Raw genomic sequence first — 25,718 nt, forward strand, 5'->3', positions numbered from 1 at the left:
TTTTTGAGGACGACGACAACCCCATGTTCGACACCCTGCAAGATCGCCTGCAGTCAGCGTTCAAGAACCTGCGCGGCAAGGGTCGACTCTCCGAGGCCGACATCGACGCGGTCGCCCGTGAGATCCGCGTCGCCCTGCTCGACGCCGACGTCGCCGTCCCGGTCGTGCGCGAGTTCATCGCCAACGTCAAGGAGCGGGCCTCCGGCGCGGAGGTCAGCCAGGCGCTGAACCCCGCCCAGCAGGTCATCAAGATCGTCAACGACGAGCTCGTCACGATCCTCGGCGGCGAGACGCGCCGCATCCGCTACGCGAAGAACCCGCCGACGGTCATCATGCTCGCGGGCCTGCAGGGCGCCGGCAAGACGACGCTCGCGGGCAAGCTCTCGCTCTGGCTCAAGGAGCAGGGCAAGTCGCCGATGCTGGTGGCCTGTGACCTCCAGCGTCCCAACGCCGTCACTCAGCTGCAGGTCGTGGGCGAGCAGGCCGGGGTCACGGTCTTCGCGCCCGAGCCCGGCAACGGCGTCGGCGATCCCGTCCAGGTCGCGACCGCGGGTCTGGCCGAGGCTCGCCGCACGCTCCACGACGTCGTCATCGTCGACACCGCCGGACGCCTCGGCATCGACGCCGAGCTGATGCAGCAGGCGGCCGACATCCGCGCGGCCGTCGACCCCGACGAGGTGCTGTTCGTCATCGACGCGATGATCGGCCAGGACGCGGTCGTGACCGCCCAGGCCTTCCTCGAGGGTGTCGACTTCACCGGCGTGGTGCTGACCAAGCTCGACGGCGACGCCCGCGGTGGTGCGGCGCTCTCGGTCCGGTCGATCACCGGTCGCCCGATCATGTTCGCCTCGACGGGCGAGAAGCTCACCGACTTCGAGACGTTCCACCCCGACCGCATGGCGGGGCGCATCCTCGACATGGGCGACATGCTCACCCTGATCGAGCAGGCCGAGAAGGCGTTCGACGCCGATCAGGCCGCCAAGGACGCCGAGCGGCTCATGGGCGGCTCGTTCACGATGGAGGACCTGCTCAAGCAGCTCGAGGGCATCGCCAAGCTCGGCTCGATGTCCAAGGTCATGGGCATGATCCCCGGCATGGGGCAGTACAAGGAGCAGATCAACAACTTCGACGAGCGCCAGTTCGACAAGATCAAGGCGATCATCAAGTCGATGACCCCCGCGGAGCGCGACAACCCCAAGATCATCGACGGCTCGCGTCGGCTCAGGATCTCCAAGGGCTCGGGCACCGAGGTCAAGGACGTCAACAGCCTCGTCGAGCAGTTCTTCGGGATGCAGAAGATGATGCAGCAGATGGCCAAGGGCGGCGGGATCCCGGGCATGCCCGGCATCCCCGGCATGCCGGGCGCCGGCAAGCGCGCGGGTGCCAAGCAGAAGCCCCAGCAGAAGAAGAAGGGCAAGCGCGTGTCGGGCAATCCGGCCAAGCGTGCCGCCCAGGAGACGGCCGCGCCCAAGAACGAGGGCGCCAACGCGTTCGGCTTCCCCACCCAGGGCGGTCAGGACTTCGAGCTGCCCAAGGAGCTCAAGGACCTGCTCTGAGGCGCTGACCTGAGCGGCGTCGCCACAGCGTCAGTCCGGCACCCGTCACGCACACCAGCGCGGCAACTGTGTCATCGAGGGCTTCGCGGGCGCTGCTGACCCCGACGTCGTACGGCTCCGCCCAGTAGGGGAGGACCGCGCCGGTCAGCAGGGCACCGAGCGCGAGCCAGAACACGTGGTCGTCGGTCCAGCCGGCCGCCCGCGACCAACGGCCCACCGCGAGGCACGTACCGGTGACCACCACGATCCCACTGGCGAACGCCGCGGCGCTCTCGCCGGGCAGGTAGAACAGATAGGCGAGGAATCCGAGCGCTGCGAGGACCGGCCGTGGTGGGACGCGGGTCGCCGTGGTCGTGCGGCGGGACCACGCGCATGCCGCGACGACGAGCAGCCCGACCGTGAGCAGCGCCGTCCCGGCTTGCAGCGGGGACGCCTGGAAGCCCCCGCCGTCCTCGTCCTTGACGCCGACGTGGTTGACCGCCGTCGCGAGGACGTAGAGCACTGCGACGACGACCAGACCCCGGCGGGTCAGCCACGGCGCCGTGGGATGTCGTGACCAGGCCTCGGCCAGCACGATCGGCATCGTGATGCTCATGACGACGTGTCCGGACACGAAGGCGAGCAGGTAGTACAGGCTGATGTCGATGATCTCGACGTGCAGCGGGTGCTGGAAGTCGTATCGGCCGTACGCGGGGTTGAACAGGGACTGGTCCACGACACCGGCCTGGAACACTCCGAACGCCACCGCGAGCAGCAGGACAGTGGGCCAGCCCCGTCCGGTCCGGCGAGCCAGCTCGCGGATGAGCAGCGCCGCCCCGCCGTACATCGGGCCGAGGAAGGCGATCACCAGCAGGACCTCGGCGAAGGGGATGCCGCCCCAGGACATCTCGGCCAGCCACGGCGCCGCCACCATGACGGTGGCGACCGATCCCCAGCGCGTCCCAGTGGTCGACATGCCGCGAGCGTAGGTCGGGTCCTGCCGGCGTCGCATCGGCCGTCGGTCGAGGACGCGAGCCGAAGGTATGAGTCACACAGCAACCACTTGCGCTACGTTCGAGCAATGAAGGCACACCCGCTGGTCGTCGTCATGGGCATCTCCGGGGTGGGCAAGTCCGCCGTGGGGCACGAGCTCGCCGAGCGCTTCGAGGTTGACTACGAGGACGGCGATGCGCTGCACTCGGAGGCCAACATCGCCAAGATGTCGGCCGGCACCCCGCTGACCGACGAGGACCGCTGGCCGTGGCTCGCCGACATCGGCGCCTGGCTGGCCGCCCGCGAGGTCAGCGGCGGCGTCATCAGCTGCTCGGCGCTGCGTCGGGCCTACCGCGACGTCCTGGTGGATGCCGCGCCGCGGGTGATGTTCCTGCACCTCGTGGGTGAGCACGACCTCATCAAGTCCCGCATGGAGGGACGAGACCACTTCATGCCGTCCTCGCTGCTGGAGTCGCAGGAGCAGACGCTCGAGCCGCTCGAGGACGATGAACGCGGCTGGGTCTTCGACATCACCCCGTCCCCGGCCGAGATCGTCGACGCGTTCATCGATCGGTCCGGTCTGTCCGAAGGAGATCCCGCATGATGCTCGCCGCCCTCGCCGCTGCCGCCGCCCCCGAGCCGGTCGAGGCCGTCGCCGGCACCGGACAGCTGATCACCGCCGCGCTGATCGGCATCGCGGTGCTGGTCATCGCGATCACGTACTTCAAGCTGCACCCCTTCCTGGCCCTGATCCTCGGCGCCCTGACGGTCGGCGCGATCGCCGGCCGGGCGATGCTGGACGTCGTCGGCAGCTTCAGTGCCGGTGTCGGCAGCACGGTGTCCGGCGTCGGCGTGCTGATCGCGCTCGGTGCGATGTTCGGCAAGCTGTTGGCGGACTCCGGTGGAGCGGACCAGATCGTCGACACGATCGTGGGGCGTTCGAGCCCCCGCATGCTGCCGTGGTCGATGGCCGCGATCGGCGCGATCATCGGCCTGCCGATGTTCTTCGAGATCGGTCTCGTGCTGCTGATGCCGGTCATCTTCCTGGTGGCCAAGCGGGCCGAGCGGTCGATCATCTCCTTGGGCATCCCGGCCCTCGCCGGGCTGTCCGCGATGCACGGCTTCGTGCCCCCGCACCCCGGTCCGCTCGCCGCGATCGACCTGGTCGACGCCAACCTGGGCCTCACGCTCGGTCTCGGCGTCCTTGTCGCGATCCCGACGATCATCGTCGCCGGCCCCGTCTTCGCCCGCTTCGCCGACCGCTGGGTCCCGGTGCCGGCCGGCGACCTGTTCGACGCCTCGACGACGCAGAAGCGCGACCGCCGGCCGAGCTTCGGCGTCACGCTCGCGACGGTGCTGCTGCCGGTCGTGCTGATGATGGGCAAGGCGTTCGGCGACATCCTGGTCGACGACGGGACGACGCTGCGCAGCGTCCTGGACTTCATCGGCGAGCCGTTCGTCGCGCTGCTCATCGCGGTCCTCGTGGCGGTGTTCACCTTCGGCGTGGCCACGGGGATGTCCAAGGACGACGTGTCGGACGTCCTCAGCAGCTCGCTGCCGCCGATCGCCGGCATCATCTTGATCGTCGGCGCCGGCGGTGGCTTCAAGCAGACGCTCGTCGACACCGGCATCGCCGAGGTCGTGGCGGACTTCGTCCGCGACAGCGGGGTGTCCGTCCTGCTGATCGCCTGGCTCGTCGCGGTCGTCATCCGCGTCGCGACCGGATCCGCCACGGTCGCCACGATCACCGCGGCCGGGATCATGGTCCCGGTGGCCGCGGACCTGCCGAGCGGCGAGGTGTCGCTGCTGGTCCTCGCGATCGGCGCGGGCTCGGTCTTCTTCTCCCACGTCAACGACGCGGGCTTCTGGCTGGTCAAGGAGTACTTCGGCCTCTCGGTCGGCCAGACCATCAAGAGCTGGTCGATCATGGAGACGATCCTGTCGGTCAGCGGCCTGATCGTGGTGCTCGCGCTCAACCTCATCGTCTAGCCCCCCGGCCCGCCCGGCCGCCCGCCCGCCCGGCCCCACCCGCAGTTTCCCAGGAGAACCCCGGAAACCGACGCGTCGCCCCGGTGACGACAGGGGTGCCCTGCCGGTTTCCGGGGTTCTCCTGGGAAACCGCGAACAGGGGGGCGGCGGGGCCGATTCCGGACGGCCGCAGGAGGGCGCGGGGGATAGCCTGAGGCAATGCTGTTGCCGCTGCTGAGGACGTACCTCGCGCCGTACAAGCGTCCCATCGCAGTGGTGCTGTTCTTCCAGCTCGTGCAGACGCTCGCCAACCTCTACCTGCCCGGCCTGAACGCCGACATCATCGACCGCGGCGTCGTGCTCGGCGACACCGGATTCATCGTCCGCACCGGCCTGGTGATGCTCGCGATCACGATCCTGCAGGTCGTGTGCACGATCGTCGCGGTCTACTACGGCGCGCGCACGTCGATGGCGCTCGGTCGCGACCTGCGGGCCGGGGTGTTCAGCAAGGTGGAGACGTTCGCCGCCCGCGAGATGGCCCAGCTGGGCGCGCCGACCCTGATCACCCGGTCCACCAACGACGTCCAGCAGGTGCAGCTCATCGTCTTCATGGCGCTGACGCTGCTCGTGACCGCGCCGATCATGTGCTTCGGCGGCATCGTCATGGCGCTGCGCCAGGACGTCGAGCTGTCGGGGCTGCTGCTGCTCGTGATCCCGGCCCTCGTCGTGAGCATCGGTCTCGTGATCCGCCAGATGCGGCCGCTCTTTCGGCTGCTCCAGGTCAAGATCGACGGGATCAACGGGGTCATGCGCGAGCAGATCATGGGCATCCGGGTCATCCGGGCGTTCGTGAAGGAGGACTACGAGGCCCGCCGCTTCGGTGACGCCAACCGCGAGAACATGGAGGTCGCGATCGCGGTCGGTCGCCTGATGGCCATGATGTTCCCGATCGTCATGCTGATCATGAACGTCTCGGTGGTGCTGGCGACGTGGTTCGGCGGCTATCGGATCAGCAGCGGAGACCTGGACGTCGGCACCCTCACGGCGTTCCAGAACTACCTGGTCCAGATCTTGATGTCGGTCATGATGGCGACCTTCATGCTGATGCTGTGGCCGCGCGCGGAGGTCTCGGCCGAGCGCATCACCGAGGTGCTCGAGACCGAGCCCAGCGTGCAGGCCCCCGCGGACGCCGTCCCGGTGGCCCTGACCGAGGGCAGGGTCGACATCCGGGAGGCGTCGTTCGCGTTCCCCGGCGCGGAGCAGGACGTCCTGCACGGGATCGATCTCGTGGCGCGGCCCGGCGAGACCACCGCGATCATCGGCTCGACCGGCAGCGGCAAGTCGACCCTGCTCGGGCTGATCCCGCGGCTGTTCGACGCGACCGCTGGCACGGTCGAGATCGACGGCCACGACGTCCGCTCCCTGCACCCCGAGGACGTGTGGGCAGCGATCGGCCTGGTGCCGCAGCGCCCCTTCCTGTTCTCGGGCACCGTCGGCTCCAACGTCCGCTACGGCCGGCCGGACGCGACCGACGAGGAGGTCTGGGCCGCGCTCGAGATCGCCCAGGCCACCGACTTCGTGAGGCGGATGCCCGAGCAGCTGGACGCACCGATCGCGCAGGGCGGCACCAACGTGTCCGGCGGTCAGCGCCAGCGGCTCGCGATCGCCCGCGCGATCATCAAGCTTCCCGCGATCTACCTGTTCGACGACTCCTTCTCGGCGCTTGACTACGGCACCGACGCCGCCCTGCGTGCCGCACTGCGCACGGTCACCGCCGACGCCGCGGTGGTCATCGTGGCCCAGCGGGTGTCCACGATCCGCGGCGCCGACCGCATCGTCGTGCTGGACGAGGGGCGGGTCGTCGGCACCGGGCGCCACGACGAGCTCATGGACACCTGCGAGGTCTACCGCGAGATCGTGCTGTCCCAGCTCACGCTCGAGGAGGCCGCGCGATGAGCGGGGGACGTCCGGGAGGGCCCGCGCTCGCCGGCATGGGCATGCCGCCGGCCCGGGCACAGGACTTCAAGGGCACGCTGCGCCGTCTCGCCGACCGGGTGCTCGACGAGCGCCGGCTCATCTGGGGGGTCGTGGCCTTCGGCGTCATCGCGACGTCGCTGTCCGTGATCGGGCCCAAGGTCCTCGGCCGGGCGACCGACATCGTCTTCACAGGATATCTCTCCGACCAGTTCCGGGCAGGCGCCACGAAGGCCGAGGTCGTCGACGAGCTCCGCGCCGAGGGCAAGGACCAGCTCGCGTCCCTCGTCGGGTCGGTCGACCTGCAGCCCGGCTCGGGCATCGACTTCACGAGCCTGTCGTGGGTGCTGGGCGGCGTGCTCGTGCTGTACGTCCTGGCGTCGTTGCTCCAGTGGTTCCAGGGCCGCATCACCACGATCGTCGTGCAGCGCACCGTGGCGAGGCTCCGCGACGACGTCGAGGCCAAGCTCAACCGGCTGCCGCTGTCGTACTTCGACCGCACCGAGCGGGGCGAGGTGCTCTCACGCACGACCAACGACATCGACAACATCGCGCAGTCGTTCCAGCAGACCATGAGCCAGCTGCTCACGTCGCTGCTCATGGTGATCGGCACGCTCGCGATGATGATCGTGATCTCGCCCCTGCTCGCGATCGTCGCGCTGCTCACGATCCCGCTCGCGCTGGTGATCACCCGCGCGGTCACCAAGCGGTCGCAGCCGCAGTTCATGAAGCAGTGGGCCAGCACGGGTCGCCTCAACGGGCACATCGAGGAGGTCTTCACGGGCCACGAGGTGGTCAAGGTCTTCGGCCGCCAGGCCGAGGCGCGTGAGGAGTTCGAGGCGCGCAACGCCAAGGTCTTCGAGGCGTCCTTCAAGGCTCAGTTCATCTCCGGCGTCGTGCAGCCGGTGATGATGTTCATCAGCAACATCAACTACGTGCTCGTCGCGGTCATCGGCGGGCTCCGCGTGGCGTCGGGATCGCTGAGCATCGGCGACGTCCAGGCGTTCATCCAGTACTCGCGCCAGTTCACCCAGCCGCTGACCCAGCTCGCGGCGATGATCCAGGTGCTGCAGTCGGGCGTCGCGTCGGCCGAACGCGTCTTCGCCCTGCTCGACGAGGACGAGGAGCGTCCCGACGAGGCCGATGCGCCGTTCCCCGATCCGGTGCGCGGCCGGGTCGTGTTCGAGGACGTGTCGTTCTCGTACGTGCCGGGGGAGCCCTTGATCGAGCACCTCGACCTGGTCGCCGAGCCCGGGCAGACGATCGCGATCGTCGGACCGACCGGAGCCGGCAAGACCACGCTGACCAATCTCGTGCTGCGCTTCTACGACGTGGACGCCGGCCGCATCACCCTCGACGGCGTCGACATCGCGCGGATGGACCGGGGACCGCTGCGGCGCAACTTCGGCGTCGTGCTGCAGGACACCTGGCTCTTCAAGGGCACGATCCGCGAGAACATCGCGTACGGGGCCGAGGGCGCCTCGGAGGCCGAGATCATCGCCGCGTCCGAGGCCGCGTTCGTGGACCACTTCGTCCGTACGCTGCCGGACGGCTACGACACCGTGATCGACGACGAGGGGACCAACGTCAGCGCAGGCCAGCGCCAGCTGCTGACGATCGCCCGCGCGTTCCTGGCCGATCCGTCGATCCTCGTGCTTGACGAGGCGACCAGCTCGGTCGACACCCGCACCGAGTCGCTCGTGCAGGGGGCGATGGAGCTTCTGCGGTCGGGGCGGACGTCGTTCGTCATCGCCCACCGCCTGTCCACGATCCGCGACGCCGACCACATCGTGGTGATGGAGGAGGGGCACATCGTCGAGCAGGGCACGCACGAGGAGCTGCGGGCAGCCGGCGGGGCGTACGAGCGGCTCTACACCGCGCAGTTCGCGGCGCCGAGCGCCTAGCGGCCGGCGAGGAAGGCCGCGACCCGGTCCTTCGGGCGTCCGATGATCGCCCGGTCACCGCGGACCAGCACCGGACGCTGCATCAGGCGGGGGTGCTCGACGAGGAGGTCCGCGACGGCCTCCGGCGTCTCGTACGCCGCGGGGTCCAGCTCGAGCCCCTTGAAGAAGCCGTCCTTGCGCACCAGGTCGGCGGGGGAGTCCTCGAGGCGGCCGATCAGCTCGAGGAGCTCGGCGCGGGACAGCGGCTGCTTGAGGTACTGCACGACGTCGACGTCGACACCGGCCGCCGCGGCCTCGTCGAGGGCGTGGCGGGACGTCGAGCACGCGGGATGATGCAGGATCGTGAGGTCGGCCATGTCGCGAGCATAGGCGGGCCGATGGCGCTCATGTGAGGATGGTGGCCGGACGAGCAGGAGGAGAAGTCATGGTGCGCAGCCCGGGACGGTTCACGGAGATCTCGCAGGACGAGTGCCTCGAGCTCATGGCCACGACCACGGTCGGCTGGCTCGCGTTCGTGGACGCAGAGGGGCAGCAGCTCCTGCCGGTCAACTTCGCCCTGCACGGTCAGGACGTCTACTTCCGGACCATGGCGGGCTCGGCCATCTCGACGTTGGCCGACGGGCACGACGACGTCGCCTTCGCGGTGGACCATCACGACGACATCTACCAAAAGGGGTGGGACGTCATGGCGCGCGGGACGACTGCGCGGGTCGACGATCCCGACCTCGTCGCCCAGGTGGCGGCGGGCGCCAGGCCGCGGCCGTGGGCCCCGGGGGAGCGGGACGTGCTCATCGTGCTGCGGCCGAGCGTGATCTCCGGCCGCCGCGTCCGCCGCCAGTGACCACTGAAGTGTCAATCGGGTCATATCGCTGACACGGCGGCCCTCCCGCGTGCCACAATCGCGGCATGTGGGACGCCTTTTCGCACAACCTGAAGGATCCGGCCGGTGCCGCGATCCCGTTCTTCCTGCTCTTCATGGTCATCGAGATGTTCGCGGTCCGTCGCGAGGAGGCGCACGATCGTGACGAGCAGTCCGCGCACCAGGTCAAGGGCTATCTCGCGGAGGACACCCGCACCAGCCTGACGATGTTCGGCGCCTCGATCGCGTTCTCCGCGGTGTTCCGCACCGCCGCGTTCCTGCTCTACACCGTGCTCTACGTCCACGTCGCGCCCTGGCACCTCTCGGCGAGCAACCCCTGGACGTGGGTCGGCGTCATCATCGGCGTGGACTTCCTCTGGTACGTCTACCACCGCTTCGCGCATCGTGTCCGCATCGGCTGGGCCGGCCACCAGGCCCACCACTCGAGCCTGTTCTTCAACTTCTCGACCGCTCTGCGGCAGAAGTGGAACCAGTGGTTCGAGGTGCTGATCTGGCTGCCGCTGCCCCTGCTGGGCGTCCCGCCGTGGATGATCTACTTCGTCTTCTCGCTCAACCTGATCTGGCAGTTCCACCTGCACACCGAGAAGATCGAGAAGTTCCCCCGCTGGTGGGAGGCGGTGTTCAACACCCCGTCGCACCACCGGGTGCACCACGGCTCGGACGCGATCTACCTGGACCGGAACTACGGCGGCATCTTCATCGTCTGGGACCGCCTGTTCGGCTCGTTCCAGCCCGAGCTGCACCGTCCCACGTACGGGCTCACCGTCCCCGTCGACACCTACAACGTGTGGTCGCTGCAGTACGGCGAGTACAAGAAGATCTGGCAGGACGTCCGGCAGGCCCGGGGGGTCCGCGACAAGCTCGGGTACGTCCTCGGCCCGCCCGGGTGGGCGCCCCGGTCGCACGCCGGGGGAGTCGATCGGGGCCGAATTGGAGCCGGTGGCGGAACTCTGGCAGAATGAGTCCTTGCGTCCGTACGTGTCGGGACCCTCTCATCTCGACGCAGTCCGGCTCACCGATCTCGTCGGCCGTGTCCCCACGCGTCACCGGCAGCTCAACCACACACACATCTGAGGAGACACCACACTCGTGGCAGTCAAGATTCGCCTGAAGCGCATGGGCAAGATCCGTACGCCGTTCTACCGCATCGTCGTCGCCGACTCGCGCACCAAGCGCGACGGCCGCGTGATCGAGGAGATCGGCACGTACAACCCCAAGGCCGACCCGTCGATCATCAACGTCGACGGCGAGCGCGCGCAGTACTGGCTCGGAGTCGGCGCGCAGCCGACCGAGGCCGTCGCCGCCCTGCTGAAGATCACCGGTGACATCGGTGGCAACAACACCATGAAGTTCGCCGAGGAGAAGCGTTCGAAGGAAGACATCTTCCAGGACGCCCTCAAGGAGCTCCACAGCGAGTCCAAGTCGGAAGCAGTGACCAAGAAGGCCGCCGCCAAGAAGGCCGAGCCCATGGCCGACGAGCCCAAGGCTGAGGAGCCCAAGGCTGAGGAGCCCAAGGCTGAGGAGCCGAAGGCTGAGGAGCCGAAGGCTGAGGAGCCCAAGGCCGAGGAGCCCAAGGCCGACGAGGGCAAGGCCTGATCGTGGCCGCACCCCTCGTGGAGGTCATCGAGCACCTCGTCGCCGGCATCGTCGACAGCCCTGACGACGTCGACGTCCGCGTCAAGCAGACGCGGGGCGGCGAGCTGTTCGAGGTCCGGGTCAACCCGGACGACCTCGGCAAGGTCATCGGCCGACAGGGCCGCACGGCCACGGCCGTCCGCAAGGTCGCGGGCGCGATCGCCGGTAGGGGCGGCGCGCGCATCGACTTCGTGGACGTGGATCGCCGCAGCTGACGATGCTGGTCGTCATCGGCCGCATCGGCCGTGCCCACGGAATCCGTGGTGAGCTGAACGTCGACATCCGCACAGACGAGCCCGACCGGCGTTTCGCCCCGGGCTCGTCTGTCGTTGCCGGCGCACGCACGTTGACCGTCACGAAGGCGCGCCACCACGGTGGCCGCCTCGTCGTGGCGTTCGACGAGGTGCCCGACCGCAATGCCGCCGAGGCCCTGCACGGTGTCGTGCTCGAGGCCGAGGTGGACCCCGCGGACCTGCCCGAGGACCCCGACGAGTTCTACGACCACCAGCTGGTCGGGCTCGAGGTCCGCTCGGGCGACGCGGTGGTCGGCACCGTGACCGGTCTCGTGCACCTGCCCTTCCAGGACACCCTCGCCGTCGACATCGACGGGCGTGAGGTCCTGATCCCGTTCGTCACCGAGCTCGTCCCGGTGGTCGACGTCCGTGGCGGATTCGTCACCGTCGAGGACGTCGACGGCCTGCTGGACCCGTCGAAGGCTGAGAACGCGGCCTCCGACCTCGAGGTCTGACGTGCGCATCGACGTCGTCTCGATCTTCCCGGCGTACCTCGACGCCCTGCAGCTCTCGCTCGCGGGCAAGGCGCAGTCGTCGGGGCTGCTGACGATCCGGACCCACGACCTGCGCGACTTCACCCGGGACAAGCACCGCAGCGTGGACGACACCCCCTACGGTGGCGGTGCCGGCATGGTCATGAAGGCCGAGCCATGGGGTGAGGCACTCGACTCGCTCGCGAGCGAGCAGGCCGTGATCGTCGTCCCCACGCCGTCGGGCGCGCCGTTCACCCAACGCACGGCGGAGCGCCTGAGCGCCGAGTCGCACCTGGTCTTCGCGTGCGGCCGCTACGAGGGCATCGACCAGCGCGTGATCGACGAGGCGTCGGACCGCTGGCGGGTCGAGGAGATCTCTCTCGGCGACTTCGTGCTCAACGGGGGAGAGGTCGCGGCCCTGGCCATGATCGAGGCCATCGTTCGGCTGGTGCCGGGGTTCATGGGCAATCCCGCATCGCTGGTGGAGGAGTCCCACGGCGAGGACGGCCTGCTGGAGTACCCCGTCTACACCAAGCCCGCGTCGTGGCGAGGACGGGACGTGCCCGAGGTGCTGCTGTCGGGCAATCACGCCGCGATCGCCGCGTGGCGTCGCGAGCAGGCCGTCGAGCGTACGCGCCGCCGCCGCCCCGACCTGCTGTCCTGACCGGCCGATCTGCCCGGAACCCCGGGGTGCGGCCGGGCCGATGCGACGTGGATTTAACACGATCGCGTGTCACGTAACACCACGGACATGCTGAGGCAAGCCTCGCAAAACCTCTCACCGCAACAGTGTCACTCGCGTCCGACAGCAGCAGCGTCGCTGTGCCGGCCGAACGACACCCCCCTCAGAGAGGTTTCTCATGACCCCCGGAACTATCTGGCTGCTCATCTCCGCAGCTCTCGTCCTGTTCATGACGCCGGGCCTGGCGTTCTTCTACGGAGGCCTCGTGAAGGCCAAGAGCGTCGTCTCGATGATGATGCTCAGCTTCGGAGCCATCGGTCTGGTCGCCGTCCTGTGGGTGCTCTTCGGCGCCAACATGGCCACGCTGGACAACAGCGGCGACGACTGGATCAAGCAGGTGCTCGGCAACCCGTTCTCCGACTTCGGCCAGTGGGACGCCGCCAAGGACTCGTTCGCCGGGGGCGACGGGGGAGTCCTGGCCAGCGTCGCGTACGGGTCGACGTTCGCGATCATCACCGTGGCGCTCATCTCGGGTGCGATCGCCGACCGCGCGCGGTTCTTCCCGTGGATGCTGTTCGCGGGCCTGTTCGCCACGCTCGTCTACTTCCCGGTCGCGGGCTGGGTCTTCGCGTTCAACGACGACGGCATGACGGGCTGGGTCGGCAACCTCGGTGCCAACCTCGGCATCGACGCCTCGACGATCGACTTCGCCGGCGGCACCGCGGTCCACATCAACGCCGGCGCCGCGGCCCTGGCCCTCGCGCTCGTGCTCGGCCAGCGGGTCGGCTTCAGCAAGGACCTGCAGAAGCCCCACAACGTCCCGCTCGTGCTCATCGGCGCGGCGATCCTGTGGTTCGGCTGGTTCGGCTTCAACACCGGCGCCGCGGCCGGCGACGGATCGGCCACGCTGATCTTCGTCAACACGATCGTGTGCCCCGCGGCCGGCATCCTCGGCTGGATCATCGTGGAGCACTTCAAGAACGGCAAGGCCACCTCGGTCGGAGCCGCCTCGGGTGCCGTCGCCGGCCTCGTCGCGATCACGCCGTCCTGCGTGGCTCTGCAGCCCATCTGGGCGATCGCGCTCGGCCTGCTCGCGGGCGGCGTCTGCGCGATCGCGGTCGACCTGAAGTTCAAGTTCGGCTACGACGACTCGCTCGACGTCGTCGGCATCCACCTGGTGGCCGGCGTCATCGGCACGCTCTACCTGGGCTTCTTCGCGATCGACACGGGCCTGTTCACCGGCGGAGGCAACTTCGACCAGCTGATCCTGCAGGCCATCTCCGCGCTCGGCGTGGCGGTCTACTCCTTCGCGGTGTCGTACGGCATCGCGACGGTCATCAACCGCACCATCGGCTTCCGCATCCACCAGGACGAGGAGGCGGCCGGCATCGACTCGGTGCTGCACGGTGAGGAGGGTTACGCCCTCGTCTGAGCGTCAGATCGCTCGTTACAGCACGACCCCACGCGCCCGCCGGTCACCCGGCGGGCGCGTTGGCGTCGGCCGGCGCCGCGGGCCAAGGCCGATTGGCTCGGACGTGCACCGATGTGGCAACATTGACCCTTGGCGCCGGACGGCTCTGCCACAGGGGAACCGTCGATCACCGCCGCACCACTTCCTTTCGAACCACCATCCGTGGGTGACCTGTGGCACCAGCGAGGAGCAGAACCATGACGAACATCATCGACCAGGTTGCCAGCGAGTCGCTGCGTACCGACCTGCCCAGCTTCCGTGCGGGCGACACGCTCGAGGTCCACGTGAAGGTCATCGAGGGCAGCCGTTCGCGCATCCAGGTCTTCAAGGGTGTCTGCATCAAGGTCCAGGGCTCGGGCGTCGGCCGTACGTTCACGGTCCGCAAGGTCAGCTTCGGCGTCGGCGTGGAGCGTACGTTCCCGCTGCACACGCCCGTGATCGACCACATCGACGTGGCCGTCCGCGGTGACGTCCGTCGCGCCAAGCTGTACTACCTGCGCAACCTGCGCGGCAAGGCCGCCAAGATCAAGGAGAAGCGCGACGTCTGAGTTGCGCCCGCTGCCGACGACCGACGACCCGCCGAGAGGCGGACGTCGGCGTCGGCAGCTCCCGATCTGGCAGGAGTCGATCCTGCTGGTCGTGGTGGCAGTGCTCCTGGCGATCGTCGTCAAGACGTTCTTCGTCCAGGCTTTCTACATCCCTTCGGGCTCGATGGAGCCGACCATGATGGTCGACGACAAGATCCTCGTCCAGAAGGTCTCCTACTGGGGCGGTGACGTCCAGCGCGGTGACATCGTCGTGTTCGACGATCCCGGGGGCTGGCTCGGCCCGGGCGATGCCCGTGCTGCGAGCAACCCGTTCCAGCGTGCCCTGGAGAAGGTCGGCCTGCTGCCGAGCGGCGGCCACCTCATCAAGCGGGTCATCGGTGTCGGCGGCGACCACGTCGCGTGCTGCACCGACAGCCGGCTGACCGTCAACGGCAAGAAGATCGACGAGCCGTACGTCCTGGACCCGTCGGTCACCAAGGACACCCGCTTCGACGTCATCGTGCCGAGGGGCAGCCTGTGGGTCATGGGCGACAACCGCGGCAACTCGCTCGCGTCCCCCCAGCACGTCGGCGACCCCGGTCGCGGGTTCATTCGCGAGTCGAGCGTCGTGGGCAAGGCGTGGGTGCGGGTGTGGCCGTTCGGACGCATCGGGTCGGTCGACGGCACGCGCGCATTCGCCCGGGTGGGCGAGCCCTGACCGGGCGTCGTCGACACGCGAGTGCAGGACCGGACTCGTTGCGCGGTCCGGCTAGGCTCACCGCGTGAGTGACAAGAAGCGGCAGCTCCCCGTCTGGAAGGAGTCGATCCTTCTGGTCGCGACCGCCATGGTGATGGCCATCGTGGTGAAGACGTTCTTCCTCCAGGCGTTCTACATCCCGTCGGAGTCGATGGAGCCGACGATGCTGGTCGACGACAAGATCCTCGTCCAGAAGGTCTCCTACTGGGGTGGCGACATCAAGCGCGGCGACATCGTGGTCTTCGACGACCCGGGAGGCTGGCTGGCCCCGGAGGACTCCCGCAAGGCGAGCAACGTCGTGCAGAGCAGCATGGAGAAGATCGGCCTGTTCCCGACCGGCGGGCATCTCATCAAGCGCGTGATCGGCGTCGGCGGCGACACGATCCGGTGCTGCAGCGAGGGCAAGCTCACGGTGAACGGCAAGGAGCTCGACGAGCCGTATCTGCTCGACGAGAGCGCGACCAAGGACCAGACGTTCGAGGTCAAGGTCCGCAAGGGCTACCTGTGGGTCATGGGCGACAACCGCGGCAACTCCTCGGACTCGCGTGCGCACCAGGGCGATCCGGGTGGCGGACAGGTCTCGGAGAAGTCGGTCGTGGGCAAGGCATGGGTCCGCGTGTGGCCGTTCGGCCGCGCCGGGTTCATCCACAAGCCCGACACGTTCGAAGCCGTCAACGGGAAGTGACCCGCCGATGACCCGCCTGGCCAAGGGCTCGACGATCCGGCGCGACGCCGGGCTGTACGGCTACGAGCGCGCGCTCGCCCGCCAGGGCCTCGAGCCCGTCGCGGGTGTCGACGAGGCAGGCCGCGGCGCCTGCGCGGGCCCGCTGGTGGCCGCTGCGGTCGTCCTGGACCGACAGATCCCCGGGCTGGCCGACTCCAAGCTGCTGACCGAGAAGCGTCGTGAGGAGTGCTTCGACCTCATCATGGCGCGGGCGGCCGACGTGTCGGTCGTGATCGTCCCGGCGGCCGACTGCGACAAGATGGGGCTGCACCAGGCCAACATCGCGGCCCTCCGGCGCGCGCTGTGGCGCCTCGAGGTTCGTCCCGGCTACGTCCTCACCGACGGCTTCCCGGTCGACGGCCTCGGCGTCCCGGGGCTGGCGATCTGGAAGGGCGACCGCGTGTCGGCCTCGATCGCAGCCGCGTCCGTCGTCGCGAAGGTGACGCGCGATCGCCTGATGGTGCGCATGCACGAGGACTTCCCGGCGTACGATTTCGCCACGCACAAGGGCTACAGCACTCCCGTGCACCAGGCGGCCCTGCGGGACCACGGTCCGTGCGACCAGCACCGCAAGACCTACGTGAACGTCAAGGCAGCGATGGAGCGATCGGCATGAGCTCAGAAGATCTGGAGCGGTACGAGTCGGAGATGGAGCTCGCGCTCTATCGGGAGTATCGCGACGTCGTCTCGATCTTCAAGTACGTCGTGGAGACCGACCGGCGCTTCTACCTGTGCAACGCGGTCGACGTGAAGGTGCGCTCGGAGACCGGCGACGCGTACTTCGAGGTGTCGATGAACGATGCGTGGGTGTGGGACATCTACCGGCCCGCCCGCTTCGCCAAGAACGTCAAGGTGCTGACGTTCAAGGACGTCAACGTCGAGGAGCTGCAGGGCTCGGACTTCAAGGTGCCCGAAGCCGAGTGAGTCTCAGCTCAACGTCGGCGCGATGAGGGCGATGAGCAGCAGGGTCTCGGAGATCTCGGTGCTGGCGCCGAGGCCGTCGCCGGACACGCCGCCGAGGCGCCGGTGCCAGTAGAGGGCCACGAGCCCGGCGAGCGGGATGGCCGCCAGCAGCGGCGGTGCGGTCAGGACACTCGCGGCGGACAGCGCGACCAGCCACACCGCGACCGTCGGCCAGGTGATGTGGCCGCCGAAGCGCTCGCCGAGGCCGGCCTGCAGCGATGTCGTCAGACGGGGGAGCGCCAGACTGATCCACCGCGCCCACGCCGGGACGAGGACGATGACCCAGGTCAGATCCTGCTGCGCGGCCTCTGACAGCAGGACGAACTTGGCGATGAGCTGGAGCACGACAGTCACGACGCCGAAGGCGCCCATGTGGGGGTCCTTCAGCGCGGCGGCATAGCGAGCCGGGTCGCGGTGGGAGGCCCCGAGTGCGTCGGCGACGTCGCCGAGGCCGTCGACGTGCAGGGCGCCGGTGACCCACACCCACACGACGAGCCCGGCGAGTCCCGCGAGCTGCGGTCGGTCGGAGAGCAGCTCGACCGGCACGGCGACCGCGAGACCGACGATGAGGCCCACGGCGGGGAACCAGGGGGCGGACCGTCCGATGTCGTCGTCGTGGAAGTCCTTGACCTGGGGTGTCGGGATCCGGGTCAGGAACTGCACCGCGAGGATCAGGCCACGAAAGGGTCTCGTCAGTGCGGTCACCGGGCGATTCTAGGGCCGGATGTCCACAGCGCGCCCAGCGCCCGTGGGCTGTCCACAGGCCGCGCGGGACCGCTGGATCCCCGCCCTCGGGGCCGCGAGGCTCGAGGGCATGACCTACGAACGCAACAAGGGTGTCGGCGACTACGGCGAGCGGATCGCGGCCGACCACCTGAGATCCATCGGCATGGTCGTGCTGGCGACCCAGTGGACCTGCAAGTTCGGCGAGATCGACATCGTCGCCCGCGACGGCTCGACCCTGGTGATCTGCGAGGTGAAGACGCGCACGTCGTACGGGCACGGTGGTCCGTTCGAGGCGATCACCGGGCAGAAGGCCGCACGGCTGCGACGGCTCGCGATGCACTGGCTCGAGGTGCACGACATCTCCCCGCCGAGCATCCGCATCGACGTCATCTCGGTGGTGGTCCCGCCCCGTGGCGGTCCGGTCGTCGAGCGCATCACCGGGGTCGCGTGATGGCGGCGGCGACCCACTCGGTCACGCTCGACGGGCTCTCGGGCCGACCCATCGAGGTGGAAGTCGACATCGGCGGCGGGCTGCCGACGACGGTCCTGGTGGGCCTGGCCGACACGATGGTCAACGAGGCGCGGGACCGGTGCCGGTCGGCGGTCTCCAACTCCGGCACGACCTGGCCCGACCAGCGGGTCACGATCAACCTCGCACCGTCGACGTTGCCCAAAACTGGCTCGCACTACGACCTGGCCATCGCGTTGGCGGTGTTCGCGGCGAAGTCGTTGGTGCCGGCCGATCGCCTGAGCGGCTCGGTGTTCCTCGGCGAGCTTGCCCTCGACGGGCGGTTGCGCGCGATCCGCGGTGTCCTGCCGGCGACCCTCGCCGCCGCGGAGGCCGGCTATGAGCGGGTGTTCGTCCCGGAGGTCAACGTGCCCGAGGCCGAGCTGGTCCCGGGCATCGATGTCGTGGGTGTCCGGTCGTTGCGGCAGGCCGTCGCGCTGCTGACGGGGGAGCAGCAGCCGGACGACCCGCCCGTGCCTCCTCTCGACGACACCCCGTCGATCTCGTGGACGTCGGCCGATCGCCTGGCCCACCTCGACCTGGCCGACATCTCGGGCCAGGAGGACTCGCGCATGGCGCTGCTGGTCGCCGCCGCGGGTGGCCACCACCTCTTGATGACCGGTCCGCCGGGGATCGGCAAGACGATGCTCGCCCAACGGCTCCCGGGGCTGCTGCCGGACCTGACCCGCGAGCAGTCGCTCGCGGTCAGCGCGGTGCACTCGGTCGCGGGAGTCCTGCCCAGCGACGCGCCGCTGCTGACCCGGCCGCCGTTCCTCGACCCGCATCACACGGCCAGCGCGGTCTCGATCGTCGGCGGAGGCAGTCGCGTGATCCGACCCGGGGCGCTGAGCCTCGCGCACCACGGCGTCCTGTTCCTCGACGAGGCACCCGAGTTCGCGTCCAACGTGCTGGAGGCCCTGCGTCAACCGCTCGAGAGCGGTCGCGTCGTGGTCTCCAGGGCCGCCATGACAGCGGCCTATCCGGCTCGCTTCCAGCTCGTCCTGGCTGCGAATCCTTGTCCGTGCGGTCTCAGCTCTGCGGTGGCCGATCAGTGTCGGTGCACGCCGCTGATGCGCCGGCGGTACGCGGACCGGCTGTCGGGGCCCATTCGCGACCGCATCGACATCCACCGGTCCCTGACCTCGCTGACCCGGCCCGACGTGGTGTCGGCCCTGGGCGGGGCCCGCTCCACACGAGATCTCGCAGCCGTCGTGCTGGAGGCACGCGATCGGCAGGGGAGTCGGCTGCGGGAGACGCCGTGGCGCCTCAACAGCGAGGTGCCGGGTGTGGAGCTGCGCAAGAGCTGGCCGGTCAGCGACCAGGGCCGGGTGCTGATGGACCAGCAGCTGCGCACCAACAAGCTCAACGCCCGCTCCGCCGACCGCATCCTGCGACTCGCCTGGAGCGTGGCCGACCTCAACGGCCACGACGTCCCGCGGGGCGACGACGTCGAGTCGGCGCTGTCGCTGCGCCGGGGCACTGCCCTCGGGGGCTCGCTCCGCGACCTGGTGCAGGTCTCATGACCCGGCAGGAGCGTCTGGCGCTGAGCCTGGTCGTGGAGCCGGGCGACGTACGCCTGCGCGATCTGCTGCGGATCCACGACCCGGGCCGGGTGCTGAGGGCGGTGCGCGGAGAGGTCCAGCTGCCCGACCAGCACCTCCCCGAGGCGTGGACCGAGCGGGCCCGCGACCTGGCCGACCGAGTCGACCGCGCGATGGCCCGCGCGGAGTCGACGGGCCTGCGATGGGTCTGTCCGGGCGACGGCGACTGGCCGACGTCCCTCGCGGACCTCGACCACGTGCTGCCCCTCCAGGGCACCGCAGGTGCGCCGCTCGGTCTGTGGGTCCGCGGGACGGCGAGCCTGCGAGCGCTCTGCGACCAGGCGGTCGCGATCGTCGGCGCGCGTGACTGCACGACGTACGGGGCCGAGGTCGCCTCCGACCTGGGCGCGGACCTGACCGACGCGGGGTGGACGGTGACGAGCGGGGCGGCCTATGGCATCGACGGCTGCGCCCACCGCGGTGCGCTGGCCCTGGGACGACCCACGGTGGCGGTGCTCGCGTGCGGCGCGGACGTCGACTACCCGCGCTCCCACTCCTCGCTCCTCGCGCGCATCGCCGAGGACGGCCTCGTGATCAGCGAGCAGGCGCCGGGGGAGACGCCGTTGAAGGGCCGGTTCCTGTCCCGCAACCGGATCATCGCCGGCCTCAGCCGTGGCACGGTCGTGGTGGAGGCGGCCGTGCGCAGCGGCTCGCTCAACACGCTCAACTGGGCCGATCAGCTGGGTCGCACCACGATGGGCGTCCCCGGCCCCGTGACGTCGCAGTCCTCCGGCGGGGTGCACGTGGCCCTCCGCGAGGGCAAGGCCGTGCTCGTGACGTCCGGCCAGGACGTCCTGGAGGAGCTCGGCGGTCTCGGCGCGGAGGTGTCGCAGGTCGAAGGGCCGACCACGGCGTTCGACGCGTTGTCCCCGGCGATGCGATCGGCTCTCGAAGGGCTCGACTGGCGGGACGCACGGACCCCCGGGCAGATCGCGACCGCGGTGCGCCTCACGGGGCACGAGGTGCACGCGGCGCTCGACCGGCTGGAGGGGCTCGGCCTGGCGTCCCGGACGAGCGACGGCTGGGTCCTGGTCCGGCGCGCCGACACCGGTTGAGCGCGGCCGCGCTGGAGACTGGAGCCGATGACCTCCGAGACACCGGACGAGCTGACCGAGGCATGGTCGGGCGTCCTCGCCGCGTACGAGCAGCACCTCCGGGCCGAGCGTGACCTCTCGGTCCACTCGGTGCGCGCCTACCTCACCGACCTGCAGAGCCTGGCGTCCCACGCAGGTCGTCTCGGCGTCGACGACCCCGCCCAGCTGACGATCCGCACCCTGCGCAGCTGGCTCGCCCACCTGCAGACGATGGGCAAGGCGCGCACGACGCTCGCACGTCGGGCGACGTCCGCCCGGGTCTTCACGACCTGGCTGGCCCGCACGGGACGGGCGGACTCCGACGCAGGGGCCCTGCTGGTCAACCCCAAGTCGCACCGCGAGCTGCCCGTCGCCCTGAGCGAGACCGAGGTGCGGGGTCTGCTCGACGCCACGACCGACGCCCTGGTCGACGACGGGGCCCGGGGCCTGCGCGACCTCGCGATCCTCGAGCTCCTCTACGCCACCGGGATCCGGGTGGGAGAGCTCGTCGGTCTCGACGTGGACGACCTCGACCGCGAGCGCCGGGTCGTCCGCGTCCTGGGCAAGGGCCGCAAGGAGCGCTCAGTCCCGTACGGCCTGCCGGCGTCCGACGCGGTCGAGCTCTGGCTGGAGCGAGGTCGCCCCGAGCTCGCGACCGAGTCCAGCGGCGCCGCGGTGTTCCTCGGTGCTCGTGGGGGCCGCATCGACCAGCGTGCGGTGCGTCGGATCGTCCATGAGCGCCTCGCTGCGGTCGACGGGGCGCCCGACCTGGGGCCGCACGGTCTGCGCCACACCGCCGCCACCCACCTGCTCGAGGGCGGCGCCGATCTGCGCAGCGTGCAGGAGATCCTCGGCCACGCCTCGCTCGGCACGACCCAGATCTACACGCACGTCAGCAACGAGCGCCTCCGCAGCGCGTTCAGGCTCGCCCACCCGCGGGCATGACCTCACGGACGTCGCCCTCCCACTGGTCGACCTCGACCAGGAGCTCCTTGCGCCGGTCCTCGTCGATGAACGAGGCGAGGAACGAGTTGCGGGCCAGCAGCGCGCAGCCGTCCCGGTCGATGCCGAGATCGCGCGACAGCGCCACGAAGTTGTCGCCGACGTAGCCGCCGAAGTAGGCGGGGTCGTCGGAGTTGACCGTGGCGACCAGCCCGGCGGAGAGCAGGGCCGGCAGGGCGTGCGAGGCCACGTCGGGGACCACGCGCAGCCGGACGTTGGACAGCGGGCAGACGGTGAGCGGCATGCGCTCGACCGCCATGCGGCGGACCAGCGCCTCGTCCTCCAGCACGCGGACCCCGTGGTCGACGCGCTCGACCCCGAGCAGGTCGAGCGCCTCCCAGACGTACGACGGGGGTCCCTCCTCGCCAGCGTGTGCCACGACCCGCAGGCCGAGGCCGCGAGCGTCCCGGAAGACGTCGGTGAACAGCGACGGCGGGTAGCCGACCTCGGCGGAGTCCAGGCCGACGCCGAGCAGCGCGTCCGCGTGCGGCGCGAGCGCCTCGAGGGTCTGGTGCGCCTCGACGACCGGCCGGTCGCGCAGGAAGCAGGCGATGAGGCCCGTGGACATGCCGTGGGTGGCCCGTGCGCGATCGACGCCCAGGGTCAGCCCTGCCATCACGACGTCGAGCGGGATCCCGCGCGACGTGTGCGCCTGCGGGTCGAAGAACATCTCGACGTGCCGCACACCCTGGGCGGCGGCGCGATCGGCGTACTCCGTGACCAGGTCGGCGAAGTCCTCCTCGGTGCGCAGCACGTCCATGCACGAGTAGTAGAGACCGAGGAACGAGACGAGGTCGTCGAACTGGTAGGCCGCCCTCAGCGACTCCACGTCGGGGAACGGGACGGCGAGCTTGTTGCGGCGGGCGAGCGCGAACACCAGCTCCGGCTCGAGAGTTCCCTCGATGTGCAGGTGGAGCTCGGCCTTGGGGAGGGTGAAGAGGGGATCCATGAGGAACATCCTGCCGGTATGGTCCTGAGCTCCCGTCACAGCCGTGGCATCGGATCCACGGGCCTGCCGCCCTCCACGACCATGAGGTGCAGGTGACAGCCGGTCGACAACCCCGTGGTGCCGGAGCGGGCGATGGTCTGGCCCGGATGGACGCGTTGTCCGGCCGAGACCGAGACGACGCTGAGGTGGTTGTAGGTCGTCTCGAGGCCGGGGGAGTGGCGGACGACGACCCGCGTGCCGTACGCGCCGGCGTACCCGGTCTCGACGACCGTGCCGGCGCCCGATGCGTGCACCGGGGTGCCGCACGGCACGCCGAAGTCGGTGCCGTCGTGCAGCTTGCGCACCCCGGTGAGGGGGTGGACCCGCATGCCGAAGGGTGAGGTGATCGGTCCACCGACAGGACGCCGCAGGTCACCGTCGACCCCGGCGGGCGGCTGCGGGGCAGGACCGTCCGGGCTGATGAGCCGGAACCGTCCGGTGCCGAGCAGGTCCAGCGGGTCGAGGTGGTCGCGGCCCACCCGGCGGCCGAGGTGCAGGCACGGCCCGGGGCAGTGGCTGCGGGTGCCGAGCAGCGTGCCGACGACCTCTCCCGCCCGCACCGCGTCTCCCTTGCGGACCCGCGCCCGTACGGGCTGGTAGGTCGAGCGCTCGCCGCCGTGCTCGATCGAGATGACCGGCACGCCGCCCACCTGGCCGGCGAAGACGACCCTGCCCGGGGCGACCGCCCGGACGCTGTCACCCACCGACCCGTGGAGATCGATGCCGCGGTGACCTGCGCCGTAACGATCGGCTGGCGGATCGAACTTCTCGCCCACCGCGTGGTCGTCCAGCGGCCACGACCAGCTCTCGGGGGAGCTGGGACCCGCCGCCACCGGCAGGAGCAGCAGGACGAGCGGAACGAGTGCGAGAGGGCGGCCCATGGGGCCAGCCAAGACCCGCGGAGCCGCCCGCACATCCCCTCGGCCACGGGGTGGGGACAACCACGTCGGATCGCCCGCCTGTGGATTTCGTGCCGGGGGGTCCGGTGCCCTAGACTGGGCACACTCACTTCATCGAAGTGAAATTCGCGCGCCTGTCCTCCGTATGACGCGAGAGCTGAATACGGATGTGGTCCTGGTCCGTCCGGTCTTCTGGACGGTTGGCCCACGTCATGTGGCAGGCGCCAGGTCACCGCCGCCCGGCGGTGAGTCAAACCAGGACCGGCACACGTGTGCCACAAGGAGATACGACCATGGCCGTCGTCACCATGCGCCAGCTGCTCGAGAGCGGCGTTCACTTCGGGCACCAGACCCGTCGTTGGAACCCCAAGATGAAGCGTTTCATCTTCACCGAGCGCAACGGCATCTACATCATCGACCTCCAGCAGTCGCTGGCCTACATCGACGCCGGGTACGAGTTCGTCAAGAACACCGTCGCCCGCGGCGGAACGATCCTGTTCGTCGGCACCAAGCGCCAGGCGCAGGAGCCGATCGAGGAGCAGGCCAAGCGCGTCGGCATGCCCTACGTCAACCAGCGTTGGCTCGGCGGCATGCTCACCAACTTCCAGACGATGCACCAGCGCCTGCAGCGCATGAAGGAGCTCGAGGAGATCGACTTCGACGACGTCGCGGGCTCGAACCGCACGAAGAAGGAGCTCCTCGGCATGAGCCGCGAGTACGCGAAGCTCTCGCGCACCCTCGGCGGCATCCGTGACATGGGCCGCACGCCGTCCGCCGTGTGGATCGTCGACACGAAGAAGGAGCACCTCGCGGTCGACGAGGCCAAGAAGCTGAACATCCCGATCATCGCGATCCTGGACACCAACTGCGATCCCGACGACGTCGACTTCCCGATCCCCGGCAACGACGACGCGATCCGTTCCGTCGGCCTGCTGACCCGGGTCATCGCCGACGCCGTCGCCGAGGGCCTCATCGCCCGCGGTGGTGCCAAGACGGGCCAGGAAGAGCCCGGCGCCGAGCTCGGTGCCGAGGAGCCCCTGGCCGACTGGGAGCGCGAGCTGCTGGAGAAGAAGGACGCCGACGCCGCCGCGAAGGCTGCCGAGGCTCCTGCCGCTGCGACCGAGGCCGCGGCCGAGACGCCGGCCCCGACCGACGCTCCCGCGGACGAGACCCCCGGCGCTGCCGAGGCCGCTGCTCCGGGCGCCGACAAGGTCGACGTCGCCGTCGATCCGGCCGTCGCCGAGAAGGACGCCACGCCTTCCGCGTGACGTCGGCGTTCGTCCCCCTGATCTGCACAGACATTCGCAAAGGAATCACACATGGCTATCACTGCCACTGAGGTCAAGAGGCTCCGCGACGCCACCGGCGCGGGCATGATGGACGCCAAGAAGGCGCTCACCGAGGCCGACGGCGACTTCGAGAAGGCGATCGAGGTGCTCCGTATCTCGGGCGCCGCCAAGGCCGCCAAGCGCGGTGCCGAGCGGGAGGCCACCTCCGGCCTCGTCGCCAACTACGGCAGCGCGATCGTCGAGCTCAACTCCGAGACCGACTTCGTCGCCAAGAACGAGCAGTTCATCCAGCTCGCCGAGGACCTCGCGGTCCTCGCCGACCAGGTGAAGCCGGCCGACGCGGCGGAGTTCGCGAGCGCCAAGCTCGAGAACGGCAAGACCGTCTCCGAGGCCGTCGCCGACCTCGCAGTCGTCATCGGCGAGAAGATCGAGCTCGGCCGTGTGGCCAGCTTCGACGGCAACGTCGCGACGTACATGCACCGTCGTGCGAGCGACCTGCCGCCGGCCGTCGGCGTCCTCGTCGAGTTCGAGGGCGACAGCCACGACGTCGCCCGCGGCGTCGCGATGCAGATCGCCGCCATGCGTCCGCGCTACCTCACGCGCGAGGACGTCCCCGCGGAGATCGTCGCCAAGGAGCGCGAGATCGCCGAGGCGACCGCACGCGAGGAGGGCAAGCCCGAGCAGGCGATCGCCAAGATCACCGAGGGTCGCCTCAACGGCTTCTTCAAGGAGCAGGTCCTGCTCGAGCAGGCGTCGGTGCAGGACAACAAGAAGACCGTGAAGGCACTCCTCGATGAGGCAGGCGTGACGCTCAAGCGTTTCGCCCACATCGAGATCGGCGCCTGAGCACCAG

At 69.7% G+C, this 25,718-nt stretch carries 28 protein-coding genes; 23 read left to right on the top strand and 5 right to left on the bottom strand.

Going from position 1 to position 25,718, the window contains the following annotated elements; translation table 11 throughout:
* Positions 1-23: 23 nt before the first annotated feature.
* The gene (gene ffh / locus GEV27_RS06740) at positions 24-1,556 is read left to right on the top strand and encodes a signal recognition particle protein (protein WP_153653268.1); all 1,533 of its coding nucleotides are present in this window, start codon (positions 24-26) and stop codon (positions 1,554-1,556) included.
* On the opposite strand, the gene GEV27_RS06745 is transcribed toward ffh, so the two are convergent.
* Positions 1,540-2,511, bottom strand: coding sequence for a hypothetical protein (locus GEV27_RS06745; protein ID WP_153933737.1), 972 nt, complete (start codon positions 2,509-2,511; stop codon positions 1,540-1,542). The genes ffh and GEV27_RS06745 overlap by 17 nt on opposite strands.
* A 105-nt stretch (positions 2,512-2,616) precedes the next feature.
* Between GEV27_RS06745 and GEV27_RS06750 the strand changes: the two genes are divergently transcribed.
* From GEV27_RS06750 to GEV27_RS06765, 4 genes are all read left to right on the top strand, one after another.
* Positions 2,617-3,132, top strand: a complete 516-nt coding sequence (locus GEV27_RS06750) for a gluconokinase (RefSeq protein WP_153910462.1) — start codon at positions 2,617-2,619, stop codon at positions 3,130-3,132.
* Complete coding sequence (locus GEV27_RS06755; protein ID WP_208430760.1) at positions 3,129-4,517, top strand: gluconate:H+ symporter; 1,389 nt, start codon at positions 3,129-3,131, stop codon at positions 4,515-4,517. The genes GEV27_RS06750 and GEV27_RS06755 overlap by 4 nt, the downstream gene beginning before the upstream one ends.
* A 198-nt stretch (positions 4,518-4,715) precedes the next feature.
* Positions 4,716-6,452, top strand: a complete 1,737-nt coding sequence (locus tag GEV27_RS06760; RefSeq protein ID WP_153933738.1) for an ABC transporter ATP-binding protein — start codon at positions 4,716-4,718, stop codon at positions 6,450-6,452.
* Positions 6,449-8,374: an ABC transporter ATP-binding protein gene (locus tag GEV27_RS06765; RefSeq protein ID WP_228764925.1), complete on the top strand. Its 1,926-nt coding sequence runs from the start codon at positions 6,449-6,451 to the stop codon at positions 8,372-8,374. The genes GEV27_RS06760 and GEV27_RS06765 overlap by 4 nt, the downstream gene beginning before the upstream one ends.
* On the opposite strand, the gene GEV27_RS06770 is transcribed toward GEV27_RS06765, so the two are convergent.
* Entirely contained in the window at positions 8,371-8,730 is a 360-nt protein-coding gene (locus tag GEV27_RS06770; RefSeq protein WP_153653262.1) for an arsenate reductase family protein, read from the bottom strand. The two genes, GEV27_RS06765 and GEV27_RS06770, sit on opposite strands and share 4 nt — an antisense overlap.
* 68 nt (positions 8,731-8,798) lie before the next feature.
* On the opposite strand from GEV27_RS06770, the gene GEV27_RS06775 reads away from it, so the two are divergent.
* The 12 genes from GEV27_RS06775 (at position 8,799) to GEV27_RS06830 (ending at position 16,740) form a co-directional block, all read left to right on the top strand.
* Positions 8,799-9,215: a pyridoxamine 5'-phosphate oxidase family protein gene (locus tag GEV27_RS06775; RefSeq protein ID WP_194944145.1), complete on the top strand. Its 417-nt coding sequence runs from the start codon at positions 8,799-8,801 to the stop codon at positions 9,213-9,215.
* A gap of 65 nt (positions 9,216-9,280) precedes the next feature.
* The gene (locus GEV27_RS06780; protein ID WP_153910470.1) at positions 9,281-10,216 is read left to right on the top strand and encodes a sterol desaturase family protein; all 936 of its coding nucleotides are present in this window, start codon (positions 9,281-9,283) and stop codon (positions 10,214-10,216) included.
* 127 nt (positions 10,217-10,343) lie between these two features.
* A complete protein-coding gene (gene rpsP, locus GEV27_RS06785) occupies positions 10,344-10,850 on the top strand; it encodes a 30S ribosomal protein S16 (RefSeq protein ID WP_309222080.1) in 507 nt (168 codons plus the stop codon).
* Positions 10,851-10,852: 2 nt separating this feature from the next.
* Positions 10,853-11,104, top strand: a complete 252-nt coding sequence (locus GEV27_RS06790; protein ID WP_153653254.1) for an RNA-binding protein — start codon at positions 10,853-10,855, stop codon at positions 11,102-11,104.
* Positions 11,105-11,106: 2 nt separating this feature from the next.
* Positions 11,107-11,637: a ribosome maturation factor RimM gene (gene rimM, locus GEV27_RS06795; protein WP_153653252.1), complete on the top strand. Its 531-nt coding sequence runs from the start codon at positions 11,107-11,109 to the stop codon at positions 11,635-11,637.
* A 1-nt stretch (position 11,638) separates the two neighbouring features.
* On the top strand, positions 11,639-12,319 hold the full coding sequence (trmD, locus tag GEV27_RS06800) for a tRNA (guanosine(37)-N1)-methyltransferase TrmD (RefSeq protein ID WP_153653250.1): 681 nt from the start codon (positions 11,639-11,641) through the stop codon (positions 12,317-12,319).
* Between the two features lie 196 nt (positions 12,320-12,515).
* The gene (locus tag GEV27_RS06805) at positions 12,516-13,769 is read left to right on the top strand and encodes an ammonium transporter (protein WP_153933740.1); all 1,254 of its coding nucleotides are present in this window, start codon (positions 12,516-12,518) and stop codon (positions 13,767-13,769) included.
* A gap of 236 nt (positions 13,770-14,005) precedes the next feature.
* Complete coding sequence (rplS, locus tag GEV27_RS06810) at positions 14,006-14,356, top strand: 50S ribosomal protein L19 (RefSeq protein ID WP_153653248.1); 351 nt, start codon at positions 14,006-14,008, stop codon at positions 14,354-14,356.
* Position 14,357: 1 nt separating this feature from the next.
* Positions 14,358-15,053 carry a signal peptidase I gene (gene lepB, locus GEV27_RS06815; RefSeq protein ID WP_228764926.1) on the top strand — a complete coding sequence of 232 codons (696 nt, stop codon included), beginning with the start codon at positions 14,358-14,360 and terminating at the stop codon, positions 15,051-15,053.
* A gap of 64 nt (positions 15,054-15,117) precedes the next feature.
* Positions 15,118-15,777, top strand: a complete 660-nt coding sequence (lepB, locus tag GEV27_RS06820) for a signal peptidase I (RefSeq protein WP_243838723.1) — start codon at positions 15,118-15,120, stop codon at positions 15,775-15,777.
* A 7-nt stretch (positions 15,778-15,784) separates the two neighbouring features.
* The gene (locus tag GEV27_RS06825; RefSeq protein ID WP_153653247.1) at positions 15,785-16,432 is read left to right on the top strand and encodes a ribonuclease HII; all 648 of its coding nucleotides are present in this window, start codon (positions 15,785-15,787) and stop codon (positions 16,430-16,432) included.
* On the top strand, positions 16,429-16,740 hold the full coding sequence (locus tag GEV27_RS06830) for a DUF2469 domain-containing protein (RefSeq protein WP_153653246.1): 312 nt from the start codon (positions 16,429-16,431) through the stop codon (positions 16,738-16,740). Before GEV27_RS06825 ends, GEV27_RS06830 begins: the two co-directional genes overlap by 4 nt.
* A gap of 3 nt (positions 16,741-16,743) precedes the next feature.
* Here the strand turns inward: GEV27_RS06830 and cobS are convergent, their stop codons facing one another.
* On the bottom strand, positions 16,744-17,484 hold the full coding sequence (cobS, locus tag GEV27_RS06835) for an adenosylcobinamide-GDP ribazoletransferase (protein WP_309222081.1): 741 nt from the start codon (positions 17,482-17,484) through the stop codon (positions 16,744-16,746).
* 109 nt (positions 17,485-17,593) lie between these two features.
* Here cobS and GEV27_RS06840 point away from each other — a divergent pair, with 109 nt between their 5' ends.
* The 4 genes from GEV27_RS06840 to GEV27_RS06855 are packed head-to-tail and all read left to right on the top strand — an operon-like array spanning position 17,594 to position 21,632.
* Positions 17,594-17,956, top strand: coding sequence for a YraN family protein (locus tag GEV27_RS06840; protein ID WP_153653245.1), 363 nt, complete (start codon positions 17,594-17,596; stop codon positions 17,954-17,956).
* A complete protein-coding gene (locus GEV27_RS06845; protein ID WP_153933741.1) occupies positions 17,956-19,536 on the top strand; it encodes a YifB family Mg chelatase-like AAA ATPase in 1,581 nt (526 codons plus the stop codon). Before GEV27_RS06840 ends, GEV27_RS06845 begins: the two co-directional genes overlap by 1 nt.
* Entirely contained in the window at positions 19,533-20,669 is a 1,137-nt protein-coding gene (gene dprA / locus GEV27_RS06850; RefSeq protein ID WP_153933742.1) for a DNA-processing protein DprA, read from the top strand. Before GEV27_RS06845 ends, dprA begins: the two co-directional genes overlap by 4 nt.
* A 27-nt stretch (positions 20,670-20,696) precedes the next feature.
* A complete protein-coding gene (locus tag GEV27_RS06855; RefSeq protein ID WP_153653243.1) occupies positions 20,697-21,632 on the top strand; it encodes a tyrosine recombinase XerC in 936 nt (311 codons plus the stop codon).
* Here GEV27_RS06855 and GEV27_RS06860 read toward each other — a convergent pair.
* Both GEV27_RS06860 and GEV27_RS06865 read right to left on the bottom strand, forming a co-directional pair.
* A complete protein-coding gene (locus GEV27_RS06860; protein ID WP_153933743.1) occupies positions 21,607-22,638 on the bottom strand; it encodes an adenosine deaminase in 1,032 nt (343 codons plus the stop codon). The genes GEV27_RS06855 and GEV27_RS06860 overlap by 26 nt on opposite strands.
* Positions 22,639-22,673: 35 nt before the next feature.
* Positions 22,674-23,558, bottom strand: a complete 885-nt coding sequence (locus GEV27_RS06865) for a peptidoglycan DD-metalloendopeptidase family protein (RefSeq protein ID WP_153933744.1) — start codon at positions 23,556-23,558, stop codon at positions 22,674-22,676.
* A 311-nt stretch (positions 23,559-23,869) separates the two neighbouring features.
* On the opposite strand from GEV27_RS06865, the gene rpsB reads away from it, so the two are divergent.
* Together rpsB and tsf are read left to right on the top strand one after the other, a co-directional pair.
* Positions 23,870-24,844 carry a 30S ribosomal protein S2 gene (rpsB, locus tag GEV27_RS06870; RefSeq protein ID WP_153653240.1) on the top strand — a complete coding sequence of 325 codons (975 nt, stop codon included), beginning with the start codon at positions 23,870-23,872 and terminating at the stop codon, positions 24,842-24,844.
* A gap of 51 nt (positions 24,845-24,895) precedes the next feature.
* A complete protein-coding gene (tsf, locus tag GEV27_RS06875) occupies positions 24,896-25,711 on the top strand; it encodes a translation elongation factor Ts (protein ID WP_153653239.1) in 816 nt (271 codons plus the stop codon).
* Positions 25,712-25,718 lie beyond the last annotated feature (7 nt).

Source organism: Aeromicrobium sp. S22 (assembly GCF_009661045.1).
Classification (GTDB): Bacteria; Actinomycetota; Actinomycetes; order Propionibacteriales; family Nocardioidaceae; genus Aeromicrobium; species Aeromicrobium yanjiei.